Source organism: Paenibacillus sp. sgz302115 (genome assembly GCF_056120445.1).
In genome coordinates, this window is the sequence record NZ_JBVYOK010000001.1 from 323,617 (window position 1) to 341,820 (window position 18,204).

The window sequence follows — 18,204 nt, forward strand, 5'->3', positions numbered from 1 at the left end:
CGCCTTCTAAACTGTGTCTATACAGAGCAGAAGGAGTGGTTAAATGTTTTTATCAATAAGGGAGATGAGGCACTCCAAAGCACGCTATAGCCTCATAATGGTCATTATGCTGCTGGTCTCGTTTCTGGTCCTGTTCGTGACTGGACTGGCCAGAGGCCTTGCCTATGCCAATATTTCAGCCGTGGAAAATATGTCCGCAAACTATTTTGCCGTGCAAAGTGACGCTGATCATGCTTTCAGACGTTCCCAATTAAGTGACACGGAGCTTGCTGCTGCCCGTTCGATTACCGGGGACAAGAATGCAACACCGCTCGCAGTGCAAATGAGCACCATTACGGCAGATGGCGCCGATGTAAAGGCGGACATTACTTTTTTTGCAGTAGATATGGATGGTATGCTTGCGCCAAAGGTGGTTCAGGGTGATGGAATTACCAATAAAACCAAGGGTAGTGTCGTTGTGGATTCGAAGCTCAAAGAGTCGGGAATCAGCATCGGCAGTGTGATTAAGGATCAAGCTTCCGGGCTGACCTTTAAGGTAGCCGGTTTTGTAAAAGACAGCTCCTACAGCCATACGCCTGTCGTGTACATCAACAATCTGGACTGGCAGGCGATGAGACAGGGTACAGGACAGGGAGGCAGCAAGACCCAGCCGGTTCCTTATAATGTTATTGCGCTCAAGGCTACTTCCGCTCAGACCACACAGATCACAAGCAAGCTGGATAATGTGGAGGTCATTACGCAAAAGCAGGCGATTGCCAGCATCCCCGGTTATTCTGCCGAACAGAATTCACTCTTGATGATGATCGTGTTCCTGTTCGTGATTGCCGGGTTCGTGCTTGCGGTATTCTTCTATGTGATCACGATCCAGAAGTCCAGCCAGTTCGGCATCCTGAAGGCAATGGGTACCAAAATGTCCTATTTGGCCTGGAGTGTGGTCGGTCAGGTGCTGATCCTCTCCGTAGCCAGTCTGACGATCAGCCTGCTGCTGACCTTTGGGATGAATATGGGGCTGCCGGATTCGATGCCATTTCAACTGGAGGGCCAGACGATTGTGCTGACCAGTGTGCTGTTTGTCGGTATGTCACTGCTGGGGTCGCTAATTTCAGTAGCTAAAGTAGCAAAAGTAGACGCCTTGGAAGCGATTGGGAGGACTGGAGCATGAGCGCCAAACTGATAATGAAGCAAGTGACCCACACTTATGGTGACGGAGATGGGGCAAGAACCATCCTGAATAAACTTGATCTTACTGTAAATGATAGTGAGTTTGTTGCTGTACTGGGGCCTTCAGGCACCGGCAAAAGCACCTTTCTCTCCGCCGCAGGAGCGCTGCTGACTCCGACCAGCGGGGAAATCTACATCGACGGAGAGCCGCTGACGGGCAAGGATAAAGGCGCTTTGACTGAGCTGCGGCTGCAAAAAATCGGCTTTATGTTCCAAAGCGCACAGCTTCTTCCGTATCTGAAGGTAGAGGAGCAATTGCTGTACGTAGCCAGATTGGCGAAGCTTGGTACCAAGGAAGCAAAGGAGCGCTCAGCCTATCTATTGAAGCGGCTGGGAATTTGGGAGCGGCGGAACCATTATCCTGAGAAGCTCTCCGGCGGTGAGAAGCAGCGTGTGGCGATTGCCAGAGCGTGGATGAATAAGCCGGCGGTTCTGTTCGCGGATGAGCCGACAGCCAGCCTCGATTTCAACCGCGGCAAAGAGGTTGTGCAAATGATCGCAGACGAGGTGAAGAACGAAGGTAAAGCAGCTGTCATGGTGACCCACGATGAGCGGATGCTGGAATGGTGCGACCGGGTGCTGCATTTGAAGGACGGCGTACTGGTTGAACAGTAGGAATAGCCTATCTTAAAAAAATTAACGGATACCAGCCTGCATAGGGACGGTATCCGTTTTTCTTTTTGGCAGCATTGTAATGGCTAAGGAATAATAGATGCTTGACTCCACTCAGCGTATATCGCTGGATCTTCCTTTTGGACATAGTGAATAAACGGGGCTAAATAACCTATATTTGCAAGACTGCTTAGTATTCTTGCCGGATAGGGCTGGACTGTCCTATACGAATTCACATGGTCAATCACCTTGATCTGTTCCTCGGGCGTAACATATACATGGCGCAATGCAGAATCAATCCTTGTAAATCCAACTCGTTTCATTTCATAAAGCATCGTTAACAATCCTTTAGCAAGAAAAGAAGGAAAGGATTGCTGGACAGAAAGAAACACTTTAATGCCTTGTCCCCGAATAAATTCCATAATGATATAGTTCTGCCCTACCTCGTATACTTGGGGAACAAACGATGCAGAGGAGGCCCTAAGGAGAGAGTCAGCCTCCTGCTGAGCATCGGACTCATCAGCATAAACCTTGACACAAGTAGTTGGCGATAGCTGGAAAACTGCACCTTGTGCGCCCGCCCCAAGAAAGGGTAAGCCTGCCGGATTGCACCACTGTACCTCATAGGGAAGCCCAGGCCGATGAACGCCGGGATATACCTGGATATTGAAGTCTGTCATACTTTATCACCCCTCCGAAATAACCTTTTCACACTGAAAAATTAGCTTGCAGGAGGCTCAGCCAATTAGGGAGATTACACTTTCGGCTATTCAATGCATACGAGACTGCTGCAATTTCCTCTTGAGTAACCCCCCATTCAATTGGCATTACAGCCATAACCTCAAGCAGTTCGCCTGTGGGTAGTGCTGTGATGTTAGCTATTGCTTGTCTAAATGAATCAGTCCCCTTCAAAAAGGGAACAAATTTAGCATACAATGATCCCCAAAACATGCGATGCACAGAAACTGAATTCAAAATCGACGGCACCGTCCAGTTTGGTCCATTGAAGATATTGGCATTATCTATCATCCACAGTTTTGGAAACTCCCCCCTGGAGACAAGGATATTTTGCGCAGAATCGTTCCACAAATAGCGGTCATTGTTATCCAACCAGTAGTCAAATGCAATGATCTCAGCGGCCTGAGTAATGTTAATACAACCGGCAAGTTCTGCATCTGTAGGATGGTTCGTACAATCAGGAACATACCGGCTACCAAAATGCGGACCCAGTCCTGGATCGTACCCAAAGTTTAAGCAATGATTCCTCACAGTCTCGTGAATGTAGATAACTTGACTATCGGGAACAGGGAGATTCAACCGCTTTGCTATCCAGCAGGATATCATCTCATTTGCAAGAGCCCGAACTCCCTGAGGATTACTTGATAGTTTGACTACATATAAATTACCATCGCTGCATTCCATCAAGTGAGGCAAACTCCATCCAATAAGTGGTGTAATATATTTGACAGCCTGAATCATGAACCCACCTCCTCTAAAAGGGTCAATTTGATTCTATTCTAGTGTATGTCCCTCAGAGAGTTTTGGTATAGATAGATGCTCCTAATGAAAAAGAGGAACTGCTTCAACCCAATCTTTCTGAAAAAGATATCAAATCAACCTTCTTTGCTGAGCAGCAGAATTCGTTGCTCATGGGGATGCACGGTTCCGCTGCTTGAAGGTAAGCTTAAAGAGAGTGCGAAAGGAGGAATGAAGCGTTATGGCTAACGCTGACAATACGGTGCATGCCTGGTCCCCGGCTTCGCTGGGCGGTGGCGGCTACATCACGGGACTGATCCAGCATCCGTCATTAAGTGAAGTGTTATACGCCCGCTGTGACGTGGCGGGGATCTTCCGCAGCTCTGATGGAGGCTTCACCTGGGAAACCCGGAACGGGGGGCTGACCAAAGCTTACCACCATCAAGTGCAGAGCTTTGCCATTAGCCCTCATAACCCGGAGGTGCTGTTCCGCTGCTCCGGGGAGGTGAGGAGCCATAGATTCTACGGCTCGGTACACAAATCCGCCGATGGCGGGCACAACTGGCGGGAAGTCTGCACAGGTATGGGCTTCTATGGCAACGGGCCGACAAGGATGTACGGTGAGGTTATTGCGGCGGATCCTTTTGACCAGCGGATCGTAGCTGCCGGAGGGTATACAGGCGGCTTATGGATAAGCCGGGACGAAGGGGAGACCTGGAAGCAGACTCAATTGCCGGAGGAGCGGTTCGGGTGTGTTGTTTTCCATCCCGGCATACCCGGAGTGCTGTATGCAGGAACAATAAGCGACGATGATTTGAACATGGACTATGCTGAAGTGGGGGAAGAAGGCGTGCTTGGGCTGCTTCAGGATCACCCCAGGGGCACACTGGGCAGATTATATGCCAGCAGCGACAACGGAGAATCTTGGACACTGCTGCATGAAGGCCCCAGCTTCGCCGAGCTGTCGTTTGACTGCCGGAATCCGCAGCGCCTGATGGCCGCCTGTATCTGGAAGGGCATCCGCAGCAGCGCGGATGGCGGACGGACCTGGCAGCAAGCCATGACCGGACTGCTCGCAGGTGAACAAAGATACGGCACCATCATTCAGGACCTCCACCAGCCGCAGAGATGGTATACCGCCCCCGATCTCCGGCCGCATATGAAGGGCGTTCCGCCGATTCCGCTGTATGCTTCCGTAAACGGAGGTGAACAATGGGAGCTGCTTCAGCATCATAAGGATGAGGATCTTAGCGGATTTCCCGCATACATGGACCATTTCGGGGGAGGGTCGCGGGCTTTCGCAACAGGCTGGGCTATCTCTAAAATCATTGTGGACCGTTTCACGGAAGGCCGTCTCTACCTGACCAACTGGTACGGAGTAGCCGTCAGCGAGGATGGCGGCAGGACGTGGCGTGCAGGGCAGTTCCGGGGACTGGAAACGACTTGCATGGAAGCTGTATTCGCTGCTCCGCAGCAGCCGGGCAAATTCTGTGTTACAATGGCGGACCACCCGCCCAAGGTAACAGAGGATGGGGGGCAGAGCTTCCGCGATCTGCCCGGACTGCCCGATTATTCAGGCAGCACCGCCGTTGTCATCGCTAGAGCAGATCACCGCCGCTATCTCTACGGACTTGTCGGCCATGGGCGGACAGCGTGTATTGCTGCAAGCGGTGATAACGGAGAGAGCGTTACCGCCGTGCTCACTCTGGGTCCGGGGCTGTTCGTTCAGGCTTTGCGGGAGGACAGCGTGCGCTCCGGCATCTTCTATGCCTATATTGACGGGCCGGTCGCAACAGGAGCCGGAATTTACCGTTCCGTGGATGGAGGTGAATCCTGGTTCCGAACGGCTTTTCGTCCACCGGGTTATATGGCGGCACTGCCGCATCAGAAGCGCTGGATTGAAGGCGATCTGCTGTCCGTAGTCGTCTATCAGGTCAAGAATGCTTGCGGGGCCAATCAACTGCTGGCGGCAAGTCCCTTTCAGGAGGGACGGATTCTGGTTGGCGAATGGACCGAGGGCATCTGGCAGTCAAAGGATGGGGGAGACAGCTGGGCATCCATAGGCGAAGGACTTCCGTTCCAGCGAAGCGGTCCCGCCTCTGTATTGAATGTAGTGGCTTACTCGCCCAATCGTTCAGATAAAATGTATGCCGGCTTTATATCGGAAGGCTTGTGGTGCAGCAGCAATGACGGCCAGAGCTGGAATAAGCTATACCCGGCTGCAGAAGGAGAAATTTTCAATGCTTCGGCATTATCCGTTGGTACTGGAGAGCACGGCGAAGATCTGCTGATCCTTGCCAGCGAGCCGATGGTGGTGAACGGGACGGATTCACAGGTGGTGTGCAGCCGGGATGGCGGTATTCACTGGGAGACCTGGGACCAGACTAATCTGGGTGCGGTCCGCTGGAAAGGAATTGCTCTGGACAGCGGGGGCAAGGGGCTGCTTGGTGTATCTTGCGGGAACGGGGCCTTTCATTCGACGATCATAGACAAATCGTAGACAAAAACACAAATTTTTCAAAAATACCGGACATCATTGCTGCAGCACACTTTTCGTTGCTGCTGTACCTTGTTGAATATTGTAGAAAACGCTTACATTGGAGGTGCCGGACGATGTATTCATCGTAATTCCACCGGCTAAATCCCAATGGAGGCCTGATTAAAATGGTTCCACGAACAGGCAAGCAATGGTTCCAGGGTTGGCTCGCTGCAGTACTGTTGATCGCATCGCTTGTTGTGCCGCCAGCCGTGTCCAGGGCGGCTGGCGAGAATCTGCTCAGCAATCCCGGTTTTGAAGCCGGGGATACGGGTTGGGAGAAGTGGGGCAGTCCGGTGGTCACCACCACCGAGAAGCATGGGGGAGCAAAAAGCCTCCAGGTCAAACGGAATACAGGAGGCGCATCAGCTTCAGTAGCAGTACAAGAAGGTAAAACGTATCGTGTCGGATTGTGGGTCAAATTTGCCGGAACAGGAGTCACGAATGCTGTCATAGATATGGATGCTTTTGGCCCCACACAGACGAAGGAGCAGCTTCACTTCTCGGGTTCTACCACCTGGGAGTACCGGCAGCTGCTGTACACGCCGGGTCCCGGTGTGCAGTATGTCCGGCTCTCCTTCTGGAACAGCACCAGCAAGGATTATTACATTGATGATGCTGTGATCCGGGAGAATGTAGATATTGAGCGCCCAAGCATCCCCGGCAATTGGCAGGCCGTGCATGAACCGGACGCGCTGAAGCTGGTCTGGGCAGGCTCCACGGATGATATGGGTGTCGAATCCTACCAGTTGTCCTACAAAAGGGCGGATGCCCCGGATTGGAGCACAGTAGCAATTCCTCAGCAGGCTGGCGTTACAGAGTACACCTATACTTTGAACAATCTTGATCCGTTCTCTGTGTACGCCATTATGCTGCGGGCCAAGGATGTGGCCGGCAACACCTCTGATGCAGTCATGGGGCTGGAAGCTACCCCGGGGCCGAATCAGGTTGTGAACGGGGATTTCGAGACCGGTATGGTGGCTCCATTGCAGGGCGCGGGGACGGTGCAGACCACAACATATGATCCGTATTCGGGGCAATATGCTGTGCAACTGCAGAACCACTCTGCGATCAAGACAGCCGAGATTCCCGCTCAAGGCGATACCTCCTATCTCGTCTCGTATTGGAGCAGATTCAATACCAGTTCACCGGGGACCTTCACGGTAACACTCGACGTTTATCGGGAAGCCTCTACAGCTTCATACCCGCTCTATACAAACCGGACAGCGGCATGGTCGCGTTCGGAACAGCAGATTCAGACGGCAACTGACGCGGTATACCTGCAGCTCCATGCGGGTAATTCGAGCGGCGGAGATATGTTCATGGATCAGCTATTTATAGGTGAAATGCCTGAGCTGCCCGCAGATCTTTCACCGAGTGCGCCTGCGGGATTTGCTGTTAGCGGTGTGGATGGTGTGTCCGCGCAGCTCAAATGGGCCGCTTCGACAGGACCTTTTGGCGTAAAAGCGTATAAGCTGCTGTACAAAAAAGCCTCTGCCGCCGAATGGAGCAGCTTAACGGTTCCGTATGTTCCCGGCCAGCCGCAATATGCCTATAAGCTGGAGGGCTTGTCGCCTGAAAGCCTATATGATATAGCGGTACAGGCCGTCAGTGAAGGGACTGCGATCTCGGCAGCAAGCTCGCTTCAGGTAACAACCGGGACCATGTCCCCGGTCAATCCCAATGCGTCTCCAGAAGCGGCAGCTCTGCTGGACCGTCTGTATGCCACGGTGGGGAATGCCGTCTATACGGGACAGCATAATTATTACGAACATCCTACGCAGTGGTATGACAAGGCAGCAGAGCTGACCGGATATTATCCGGCATTATGGGGCTCGGATTTCGCCTATTATATAGGCGGAGATATGAGCGCAATGCGGCAATCCATGATTGATGAAGTGATAGCGAAGGGCCATGCAGGTACGATGGTGACGCTGACGTATCACGAGACCCGGCCTATGGACCCGAATACCTCCGGCTGGGAGAGTGTCACGGGAGATGTGACGGAAGCGCAGATGACGGATATCGTGACCCCGGGCACAGCACTGTACAACCAGTGGGCTGCCCAGGTGGACGAGGTTGCCGGATATCTGGAGCAGCTTAAGGATGAAGGAATTCCGGTATTGTGGCGGCCTTATCATGAGATGAATGCTGAATTCTTTTGGTGGGGTGCGCGGCCGGAGCTGTTCAAGCAACTGTGGCGCAATATGTATGACCACTTGACCAATCTGCATGGGCTGGATAATCTGATCTGGGTATGGAATCCGAATGCAGAAAGCTCCTGGGCGTACGACTCGGCCCCTTATTATCCCGGCCATGAGTATGTGGATGTGCTGGCTATGGATATCTACAACAACGATTACCGCGACACGTATTATAACAAGCTTGTGCAGCTCAGCGGCGGCCGGCCCATAGCCATTGGGGAGAATGGCGAACTGCCGGATATGCAGATGCTGCGGGAGAAACAGCCGCGTTATGTATACTTCATGACGTGGGCAGAGTATTTGACCGACAAAAACTCAATCAGCAGCATTCAGGCGCTATACAGCGATCCGAGTGCGCTTAATAACGGCGCGACAGGCAACGGCCCCTTCATTCCACCGCCCGTGGACAGCTATATCATTGACGAATTTGAGACTTACGGCGGTTCGAATGGAAGCCTGCGCTCCAAATGGCAGCGCAATGTCTCCGGCAATGCCGCGACGGTAACTTTGGACACGTATCATCTGAACAGCGGCACTTACGGGCTGAAGCTGGATTATACTGTCGGCAATCCCGGTTATGCCGGAGTCTACCGCAGCATGGGCAAGGAATGGCCGGGCATGGAGGCCATATCGTTCTGGCTGCAGCCGGATGGCTCGAGCCGGCAGCTGGCGGTTCAATTTCATGAGACGAACGGCGAGGTGTGGGAAGCCAGCATCAAGATTGAAGGGACAACGCCAAAGCTTGTGACCATTCCCTTCACCAGTTTTGCCCGCCCCGGCTGGTCTACTGGCGGCAACGGAGTCATTGATCTGGGCTCCATTAAGGAATTCGCCTTCTATGTGGCGCAGGGCAGCGGAACCCAAGGCAGTGGAACGTTGTATATCGACGATGTGAAGGCCATCAAGCTTCCGGTTGCCGGAGAGTAGACCGGTTATCGCTTCTGGGTCCGTTATACCGGCTATACGGCCGCATTTCACGCATCATTGCTAAACCACATTTTTCGTTGACCACGGTACTGGTGAGCCTTTCTGAACCTGCATAAGATGAAGATGTAAAGCAAAGAAACAGGAAGGATGACAGACGTGGAAATCCAACGAAAGCTCATCACTAAAACGAAAGGAAATCAGGATAATAGGTGGTCCAGGTGGATCAGGCAATGGGATATTCAGCTAATGGTTGTACCGGCGCTGCTGTTCATCTTTGTATTTAGCTACCTGCCGATGTACGGGGTGCTGATGGCGTTTCAGGATTATCAGTTGTTTGGCGGTTTTTTGCACAGTCCCTGGGTCGGGCTGAAGCACTTTGAGGCGTTCTTCAATTCGCCGGACTTCTGGACGGTCATGCGCAATACGATTGTCATCAGCCTGCTGAAGCTGTGCATTGGTTTTCCGGCTCCGATTCTGCTGGCGCTGATGCTGAATGAGGTGCGGCATATGCTGTTCAAAAGGATCATCCAGACGGTCAGCTATTTACCGCATTTTCTCTCGTGGGTGATCGTGGGCGGATTCGTAGGCTCCATGCTTTCGACTGATAATGGAAGCGTTAACATGCTGCTTATGAGCCTGCATCTCACTACTGAGCCGATCAGCTTCCTGTCGGTGCCGGAATACTTCTGGGGCATCCTTGTTGGAACGGGCATCTGGAAGGAGATGGGGTTCGCGGCCATTGTCTATCTGGCAGCCATTGCCGGAATTGATCCGCATCTCTATGAAGCCGCTTCCATTGACGGAGCAGGGCGCTTCAAGCAGATTCAGCTAATCACGCTGCCCTGCATCCGGCCGGTCATTATCATCTTCCTGATTCTGGCCGTGGGCAACATTCTGAATGCCGGCTTTGAGGATATTCTCATCCTGGCAACAAATCCGATTCTGCGGGATGTGTCCGATGTCATCGACACCTATGTCTACCGGATGGGGATTCTGAACAACCGGTTCTCCTACGCAGCAGCGGCGGGATTATTCAAGGCAGTTGTCAGTATCGGCCTGTTAGCTCTGGCTAACAAGGCAGCGAGAAAAATGGGCTCAAGCCTATGGTAAGCAAACGGTCAGCAATTCTAATTGTGACAGGGAAAGCGGGGAACAGGTTATGTTGAGGCTGTCTTCGGGAGACAAAATACTGCACGCATTTATCTATATATTGCTGCTGCTGCTGGGCTTCATCACCCTGTACCCCTTTTGGAATTCCCTGGTAATTTCCTTCAATGTAGGCTCAGACACAGCGCTTGGGGGGATCACATTCTGGCCGCGTAGTCTAACGCTGGATAATTACGAGGTGGTGTTCCGGGACAGCCGGATCGGTCACGCCTTCTTGATCTCAATTCTGCGCACCATTGTGGGGACTACGCTGTCGGTGATGTTTACGGCTATTCTGGCATATGGCTTATCCCGGCAAGAGCTGATGGGACGCAAATTTTACATGGTGTTCTGCATCATTACGATGTATTTCAGCGGCGGACTGATTCCAAGCTTTCTGCTGCTGCGCGAGCTTGGCATGCTGGATACGTTTTGGGTGCTTGTCATTCCCGGAATAATCAGTGTGTATAACATGATCATCTTCCGGACTTTCTTTCTGGGGCTGCCGGCAGGTCTGGTTGAATCGGCGCGGATTGACGGCTGCAACCACATTGGGGTGCTGCTTCGCATCATTTTACCGATCTCCGGGCCTGTCGTGGCTACCTTGTCACTGTTTACGGCTGTCGGCCATTGGAATGATTGGTTCTCAGCCAGCATTTATATTAACAACCCCGATCTGATTCCCATCCAGACCCTGCTCAAGCAGATTCTCAACTCCAATATCGTAACGGATCAATTGCAGCAGGCGATAGGGAGCAATGCAGCGGCTCAGGACCGGCTGGCGCTGGTGCAGTCGGTGACGAGCAAATCGCTGATTATGGCAACTACAATGGTAGCAACACTGCCTATTATTATGGTCTATCCGTTTCTGCAGAAGTATTTCGTAAAAGGTGTGCTGATTGGTTCGCTCAAGGAGTAGGAGGAGCCCTGAAGCAAGAGGTTTATCCAGGCCTGAAAGCAGGCCGCACCAAGTGAACATTAGAGAGGGGTTACTCATTTGAAGTCTACTAAGCGTTTTTGGCTGCTGACGGTTGTGTTGTGCACGGTGCTTCTGATGGCCGGTTGCGGAGGAGGAAATAATGCTGCTTCTCCAACCGCGGAACCTACCAAGGAACCTGCCGCTACGGAGACTGCTGCTGCAAGTGCAACTGCAGATGCCGCATCACCAGCTATAGGAAGCACTGTGAAGCCGGTCGCCTTCACTTATTATAGCAATTACGATTGGGACACCACGGAAGAGTGGGGCAGAGATTCCACGACCCGCTGGATCGCAGACACGCTGAAGGTTACAATGACGCCTGTTCAATCCAGTGGCGCTGCGGAGACCAAATTCAGCACGATGATTGCTTCGGGCAGTCTGCCGGATCTCATTATGATGGACCGGGGAGCCAATGTGGAGCGCCTGCGTCAGCCCGGCCTGCTGGTTCCGCTGGATGATTATCTGGACCGGTACCCCAATTTGAAAAAAAATGCCGGAGAAGCAACGCTGAACATGCTCCGCTCCGAGGACGGCAAGCTGTACCAGTTCCCGAACTGGTACACGTCAAGCCCGAACGGTAATGGCGGCTGGATTATTAACCGGAAGATTTACAAGGAGCTGGGGTCGCCGAAGCTGGAAACCTTCGATGATCTCTACGCCTATCTGAAGCTGGTGAAGGGGAAATACAGCGACGTGGTTCCGCTTGAAGTAGGGGCTAAGGGCCGGGGAATTGATACGATGTACGGCGGCTTTGCCGAGAATAAGCCTTATCTGCCCAAAGCAAATCCAGTGGGCAATACGCTGCAATCCATTTTTGAGGACCAGGTATTCATCGAGAACATGCAGTTCGCAAGCCTGCTGTTCCGCGAGAAGCTGATTACCCAGGACCTGTTCACGCAGACCGGCGACCAGATCACCGAGAAGCTCAAAACAGGCCGGGTGGCCGTCTACGTGGACGGAGATGTAGTGAATCCGGGCCGGGGGGCTGACAGTGCGCTGCGCACAGCCGATCCCGAAGCCGGCTACGATATCATCTGGCCGATTCATAAGGCCGGACTGGATGCCAGCAAGATTACCCCGAACAATTACAATTCGCTGGGCTGGAATGTGCTTGTAATCACGAAAAATGCGAAGGACCCGGAAGCTATTTTCTCCTATCTGGACTGGGTGACTAGCGATGAGGGCCAGCGCATACTGAATTTCGGACGCCAGGGGCTGTACTGGGATAAGACCGATGCTGACGGCGTGCCGATCCTGAATGAACAAGGACTGAACACTCCGCAGGGTGACAAGGACAAAGAAAGAATCGGCCGCTTTAACTGGGTTGGCAACACTACCTTCATTGACCATACCAAAGCCAAGATGGATGCGCAGCTGCCGCCAGACAAACAAAATTGGACGACACTGGCCCAGCAAAAGGTAACCTGGAAGACCTCCAAAAACTTTACGGAGTTCGTGAATCTGGACCCGCTGCCTGACTCCGAAGAGGGAACTATTGCGACCGCAGTGAATGATATTTACCAGGAGGTCTTTGCCAAAGCACTGTATGCAAAAAGTGATGAAGAGGTCAGCAGCCTCTTAAATAAAGCCAATGAGGATGCGAAACGCGCAGGTTATGAGAAGCTGCTCAAATTCCAGACAGAAAAATGGCAAAACAACCTCAGCAAGATGAAATAAAGCTAGAGCGGGGTCTATGTGTGGGGTATACTGTAGCCAAGTGTACCCCCATTTTACTATAAAATGTAATTTCGGTGAATGAATTCGAGCGGCTGAAGTCTGAGTTCGAAGGATGGGATAGGATGTACAAGGTGCTGCTGGTGGACGATGAGCTGCTGGATCTGGAGGGTCTGCAGCGCTTCATGGATTGGGACGGTCTCGGCATGGAGGTGTGCGCAGCCGCGAGCAGCGGCTTTGAAGCGCTGGAGGTGCTGGAATCCCAGGACGTGGATATTATTGTCACGGATATCAGAATGCCGATTATGTCAGGGATGGAGCTTGCCCGCAGAGCTCTGGAGCTAAGCCCGAAGCTGAAGATTGTTTTTGTGAGCGGCTATGAGGATTTCCAGTATGCCAAGCAGGCGATTTCCATGAACGCCTCCGGTTATGTTCTGAAGCCGATGGACGATGAGGATATGCGCCGGACGCTTGAAGAGGTGCGGGAGACCCTGGACCGGGAAGGAGAGCACTCGCATTTGCAGCGCTGCTTCTCGGAATCGGAGCCGCTTGTCAAAAGAGAGCTGTTCCTGCAGCTTCTGGACGGGATGCCGGATGAAGAAAGGGTGCTGCCGCTGCTTAAGCGGATCGGCATTACCTGGAGGACAACCCGGCTGTACACAGCGCTGCTGGAGCCCGATGATTTGTCCTGGAAGCTGAATGGCTACGGAGATGGAGCCAAGGCGGAAATGGAGAACCGGCTGGAGAGAGCGGTCGAGCTTTTTTGCGCCGAGGAACGGATTCAGGCCTGCAGAACGGAGCGGTTCCATTATGCGCTAATTCTGGAGGAGAACGTGGACAGCGGACGGCTGCGTAGACTGATTGAGCTGGCGGTTAGCGGAATGCCGCTCACGGTGACAATCGGGGTCGGGCCTGCTGTGACGAGTCTCAGGGAGCTGCCGGACTCTTTTCAGAAGGCGAAGCATGCGCTCGGACTGAAGCTGTTCCTGGGCAAAGGCAAGCTTATTCTCCACTCCGACGCCAGAGGGCCGATCTCGGCCAAAGCCAAGGATCTGGACAGCATACTCCAATCTTTATTTGCGGCGATGTCCTCTTACAGGCTGGTGGATGTGGACGACTGTAATGAAGAGCTGTTCGTATGGGTCGGAAATATGGAAACCAAGCTTGAGATTTATCAGTTGTTTCTGCATATTGTCTCCAAGCTGGACGCTTATCTGCATACGATTAATGAGGATTTCTATGAGCTGCTGGGTCTGGAAAAGAAGCACCTGAGCATTCTATATCATCTGGAGACGATTGAGGACATGAAATCCTGGCTCCGCCGCCGGATGTTCGAGCTGTCAGAGCGGCTTCAGCGCAAGCGGCAGGGCAAGAAACGCAAGCTTGTCGCTGAGATTGAGAAGTACATCGAGGAGCGTCTGGAGCACAATGTCATGCTGCGGGATGCGGCCAATCATTTTTCTTTTTCACCCAATCATCTGGGACAGATCTTCTATGAGGAGACCGGGGTTTATTTCTCGGACTATGTCAGCCTAAGGCGGCTGGAGCGGGTCAAGCAATTGCTTGGCGATCCTAAGCTGAAGGTCTATGAGGCCGCCAACCGTGTGGGATACAAGAACCTTTCCCATTTCAGCAAGCAGTTCAAGGAGTATTACGGTGTCAGCCCGGGCGACTACAGGAGACATCTGTAAGATGCGGCGCATACTGAACATTCCTTTCGGATACAAGCTGATTCTGCCCTACGTGCTGTGTCTGCTGGTCGCTGTACTGACGGTAGGACTGTTCGCCTATGCGCATTCCGTAAGCTCTCTCAAAGAGAAAACAAGGGAGAATATTCAAGGCACGCTGCGGCAAATGCGCGACAATATCCGTTACCGCACCGATGATATCGAACGGATTTCGAATATGCTGTATTACAACTATAGTCTGCAAAATGCATTGCGGCGCTATGATCAAGGATGGTACAGCTATGAGACGATGACGAAAACACTGATGCCCACGCTGGAAAATCTGCTCAATTATACGGCCAGCAATATTGGTCTTTCGCTGTATCTCAAGAATGATAGTTTTCCGGAAATTTTCTACAAGGAAGAGGAGCAGAATCCGCTGCTCTCGACCAAACGGTATGAAATCTATCATCTGCAGCGGATTCAAGAGGCCGACTGGTACCGTATGCTGGAAATTACGGGAGCCATGCAGGGTCTCGGCCGATGGCAGCAGATATTGCAGGATACGGAGGATGGAAATATTTCGCTGCTGCAGAAGCTCGATGATGTTCAGCGGGGGCAGGAGATCGGACTCGTCCGGGTGACTGTGCAGATTCGTGATCTGCTGGATTCCGTGGATTACCGCAAAATCGGGGAGTACAGCACGCTCGTAGTGCTCGACCAGCGCGGGAGAGTTGTTATGGCATCATCGCCGGATGGAGAAGCGGGAGATACCGATACGGGGAAGCTCGCTGCGGGCCGGCTGCTGCTAAGTGAGCCGCTGCACGGACTCGGCTGGCAGCTGCAGGCCTATATCCCGAACAGCCTGTTTGACGAGAGCGCAAATGAGGTGCGCCGGATGACCCTGCTCGTCAGTCTGGCCAGTGCCTTCGTACTTGCTTGCCTGGGAATTGGAGTGTCCGGTTATTTCTCGCGGCGGATTCAAAAAATTGTGGACTCGCTGAATGCTTTTCACGACGGGGACTTTCACCAGAGAATCCGCTTCAAAGGCAATGATGAGCTGGCGCAAATCGCCACCGCCTTTAACCGGATGGGCAGCAATATGGAAGAATTGATTCATAAAAACTATGTCGCCGATCTCCAGAAAAAAGAAGCGGAGCTGGAATCGCTGCAAGCGCAGATCAATCCCCATTTCCTCTACAATACCCTCTCCTCCATCAACCGCCTGGCCCAATTCGGAGATACCCAGAAGCTGCGCATTCTTGTGCAGGAGCTGGCCAAATTTTACCGCCTTTCTTTGAACCGTGGGGAAATCTTAACAACCGTCGGCAAAGAAATCGAACATGCCAAAGCCTACATTGCCATTCAGTGCATCAAATACAGCGACCGGTTGACGGTTTATTATGATATTGACCCCGGGGTGCTGGAGTATACGACGGTCAAACTGATTTTGCAGCCGATGATTGAAAATGCGCTGGAGCATGCCTGGTTCGGGGCTACGCTGGGCATCCGGCTTGTGGTGGAGAGGCGGGAGACTGAGATTGTGTTCAAAATCATTGATAACGGCGTAGGCATGAACGCGGACACCATCCGGCAGATTCTTGCCCCGGAGGGCCCCCGAATCGGATACGGCATCCGCAACGTCGATTCCCGGATCAAGCTGCATGGCGGCGATGGCTATGGGGTCACGATTGCCAGCCGTTCCGGTATAGGTACCTGCATACAGATCACTATTCCCTGTCGGATGTAGCAGCCTGAAATCAAAGGCAGGGCATCCGCTGTAAAGGAGCCGAAGACTCTATTGAAGACCTTAATTACCGGTTGCTGTGAAATCAGATTGGAAGGTCATACAGGCAGCTTTGAAGCTTCACTTTCTCTGGATGATAACAATGGGGAAAACGGTGTTCACTATGTGCGCCTTGATCTCCAAGCGCCGGTTCCGGCAGTTCCCCCGAAGCTTTCACTGAGTTGGAGCTATGAGGCGGTGGATGTCCAGGGCCTGTGGCACCCGGCAGTGGAGCGCAGCCGTGGGCTGATTCCCGATTGGTGGCAAGGGCTCTCCTCCAGAGCCACTTCCGCCGCTCCGGTTGTAAGCCTATACGGGAACCTTGGCAACAATGTGCTGACCTTTGCCTGCTCGGATGTTCTGCAGCCGCTGGAGCTGCATGCGGGCCTTAACGAGGAAACGGCCAGCTTTCATTGCTCGGTGATGTTTTTTGCCGAGCCAAGCCCTCCAGTGGCGCATTATACAGCTACTTTGCGGCTGGATGCCCGCAGTATTCCTTACTATGAAGCGCTGGAAGGGACGAGTGAATGGTGGGCGGGGCTTGCAGGCTGTGAGCCGTCCCCGGTCCCGGAACCAGCTAGAGAGCCGATGTATTCGACCTGGTACAGCTTTCATCAGCAGCTTGAGCCGGAAGCGGTGGAGGCTGAATGCAGATTAGCAGCGGAGCTGGGCTGCAAGGCAGTGATTGTGGATGATGGCTGGCAGACCTCGGATGAGGCCAGGGGTTATGCGTATTGCGGGGACTGGAGAAACAGCCCTGATAAGATACCGGATATGAAGGCTCATATTGCCAGGGTCCACGGGCTTGGGATGAAATACTTGCTGTGGTACGCCGTTCCGTTCATCGGTAAGCATAGCGAAGCCTGGCAGCGCTTTGAAGATAAATTGCTGTATTATAGCGGAGATTTTGGCGCAGGGGTTATAGATCCGCGGTTCCCCGAGGTGCGGGAGTATTTGACGGCCATTTATGAGCGGGCTTTACTGGACTGGGAGCTGGATGGCTTTAAGCTTGATTTCGTAGACAGCTTTTATGTACCAAAGGGTTCATCTGCTCTGAATGGGGGCGGGCGGGACACAGATTCCGTGCCGGAAGCGGTGGATTTGCTTCTGAGCGGAATCATCTCCCGTCTGCGGCGGCTGAAGCCGGATGTTCTGATCGAATTCCGCCAGAATTACACCGGCCCGCTGATGCGCAAATACGGCAATATGTTCCGGGCCGGCGATTGCCCGAACGATGCCCTGCAGAACCGGATCAAGACGATGGATATCCGGCTGATCTGCGGTGCAACTGCGGCCCATTCCGACATGCTGATGTGGAATCCCGGGGAGACTGCACCAAACGCCGCCCTGCAGTTCATTAACGTGCTGTTCTCCGTCCCGCAGATATCTGTCCGGTTGGGAGCGCTGCCGCAGGCGCATTTTGCAATGCTATCCTTCTGGTTGTCCTTCTGGCGCGAGCACCGTGATGTACTGCTGGACGGCCGGCTCGAGCCCCATCACCCTGAGCTGCTGTATCCTCTGATCATCTCCCGCACACAGCAGAAATGGGTCATAGCAGCTTATGAGGATACTGTAGTTCCATTAGCCGGAGATTTGCCCGAGCTGGTGCTTGTAGTGAACGGTACGCTGCTTACCCGCCTTGTGCTCGAGCTCGACCGTGATCCGGGAGAGCTGGAACTGCGCGTCTGCGATTGCCAGGGAGCTCTAGTTGCGGAGTATACTGTGGCGTGGAAAAGTGGAGTATACGCCCTCAATGTGCCCCCGGCAGGTGTAATTACGATTCGACCTGTGCGGGGGAGTGGGGTACGCGAGTCACAAGTTTAGAGTCTTGGAGTGTGCGGGTGATAGAGAACAAATTTGCTGCTGCAGAACAGCTATATAAGCTAGAGAAAATATAAAAAGGGCAGAAGTGACGGAGGGGAAGTTTGGAACTGGAGGAGCGGTAGCGACCGCCTTTGTCTGCGGATTTCCACCGC

12 protein-coding genes are annotated in these 18,204 nt (G+C 52.9%); 10 read left to right on the plus strand and 2 right to left on the minus strand.

The genetic code is table 11. The features are described 5' to 3' along the window. Positions 1 to 43 precede the first annotated feature (43 nt). Together AC0LWN_RS01470 and AC0LWN_RS01475 are read left to right on the plus strand one after the other, a co-directional pair. Positions 44 to 1,162 carry an ABC transporter permease gene (locus AC0LWN_RS01470; RefSeq protein ID WP_474662871.1) on the plus strand — a complete coding sequence of 373 codons (1,119 nt, stop codon included), beginning with the start codon at positions 44 to 46 and terminating at the stop codon, positions 1,160 to 1,162. Next, positions 1,159 to 1,836, plus strand: coding sequence for an ABC transporter ATP-binding protein (locus AC0LWN_RS01475; RefSeq protein WP_474662872.1), 678 nt, complete (start codon positions 1,159 to 1,161; stop codon positions 1,834 to 1,836). Before AC0LWN_RS01470 ends, AC0LWN_RS01475 begins: the two co-directional genes overlap by 4 nt. A gap of 83 nt (positions 1,837 to 1,919) precedes the next feature. On the opposite strand, the gene AC0LWN_RS01480 is transcribed toward AC0LWN_RS01475, so the two are convergent. Both AC0LWN_RS01480 and AC0LWN_RS01485 read right to left on the minus strand, forming a co-directional pair. Next, positions 1,920 to 2,513: a serine/threonine protein kinase gene (locus AC0LWN_RS01480; protein WP_474662873.1), complete on the minus strand. Its 594-nt coding sequence runs from the start codon at positions 2,511 to 2,513 to the stop codon at positions 1,920 to 1,922. Positions 2,514 to 2,541: 28 nt separating this feature from the next. Further along, positions 2,542 to 3,312, minus strand: a complete 771-nt coding sequence (locus AC0LWN_RS01485; protein ID WP_474662874.1) for a HipA family kinase — start codon at positions 3,310 to 3,312, stop codon at positions 2,542 to 2,544. Between the two features lie 238 nt (positions 3,313 to 3,550). On the opposite strand from AC0LWN_RS01485, the gene AC0LWN_RS01490 reads away from it, so the two are divergent. The 8 genes from AC0LWN_RS01490 (at position 3,551) to AC0LWN_RS01525 (ending at position 18,052) form a co-directional block, all read left to right on the plus strand. Continuing rightward, positions 3,551 to 5,809: a WD40/YVTN/BNR-like repeat-containing protein gene (locus tag AC0LWN_RS01490; protein WP_474662875.1), complete on the plus strand. Its 2,259-nt coding sequence runs from the start codon at positions 3,551 to 3,553 to the stop codon at positions 5,807 to 5,809. A gap of 164 nt (positions 5,810 to 5,973) precedes the next feature. Next, the gene (locus AC0LWN_RS01495; RefSeq protein WP_474662876.1) at positions 5,974 to 8,976 is read left to right on the plus strand and encodes a glycosyl hydrolase; all 3,003 of its coding nucleotides are present in this window, start codon (positions 5,974 to 5,976) and stop codon (positions 8,974 to 8,976) included. A 246-nt stretch (positions 8,977 to 9,222) separates the two neighbouring features. Then, positions 9,223 to 10,086: an ABC transporter permease gene (locus AC0LWN_RS01500; RefSeq protein WP_458965474.1), complete on the plus strand. Its 864-nt coding sequence runs from the start codon at positions 9,223 to 9,225 to the stop codon at positions 10,084 to 10,086. Between the two features lie 49 nt (positions 10,087 to 10,135). After that, positions 10,136 to 11,041 carry a carbohydrate ABC transporter permease gene (locus tag AC0LWN_RS01505; protein ID WP_474662878.1) on the plus strand — a complete coding sequence of 302 codons (906 nt, stop codon included), beginning with the start codon at positions 10,136 to 10,138 and terminating at the stop codon, positions 11,039 to 11,041. A 135-nt stretch (positions 11,042 to 11,176) separates the two neighbouring features. After that, entirely contained in the window at positions 11,177 to 12,778 is a 1,602-nt protein-coding gene (locus tag AC0LWN_RS01510) for an extracellular solute-binding protein (protein ID WP_474663550.1), read from the plus strand. Positions 12,779 to 12,900: 122 nt separating this feature from the next. Next, the gene (locus AC0LWN_RS01515) at positions 12,901 to 14,466 is read left to right on the plus strand and encodes a response regulator (RefSeq protein WP_474662879.1); all 1,566 of its coding nucleotides are present in this window, start codon (positions 12,901 to 12,903) and stop codon (positions 14,464 to 14,466) included. A 1-nt stretch (position 14,467) separates the two neighbouring features. Continuing rightward, on the plus strand, positions 14,468 to 16,192 hold the full coding sequence (locus AC0LWN_RS01520; RefSeq protein WP_474662881.1) for a sensor histidine kinase: 1,725 nt from the start codon (positions 14,468 to 14,470) through the stop codon (positions 16,190 to 16,192). Between the two features lie 51 nt (positions 16,193 to 16,243). Further along, entirely contained in the window at positions 16,244 to 18,052 is a 1,809-nt protein-coding gene (locus AC0LWN_RS01525) for a glycoside hydrolase family 36 protein (protein WP_474662882.1), read from the plus strand. Positions 18,053 to 18,204 lie beyond the last annotated feature (152 nt).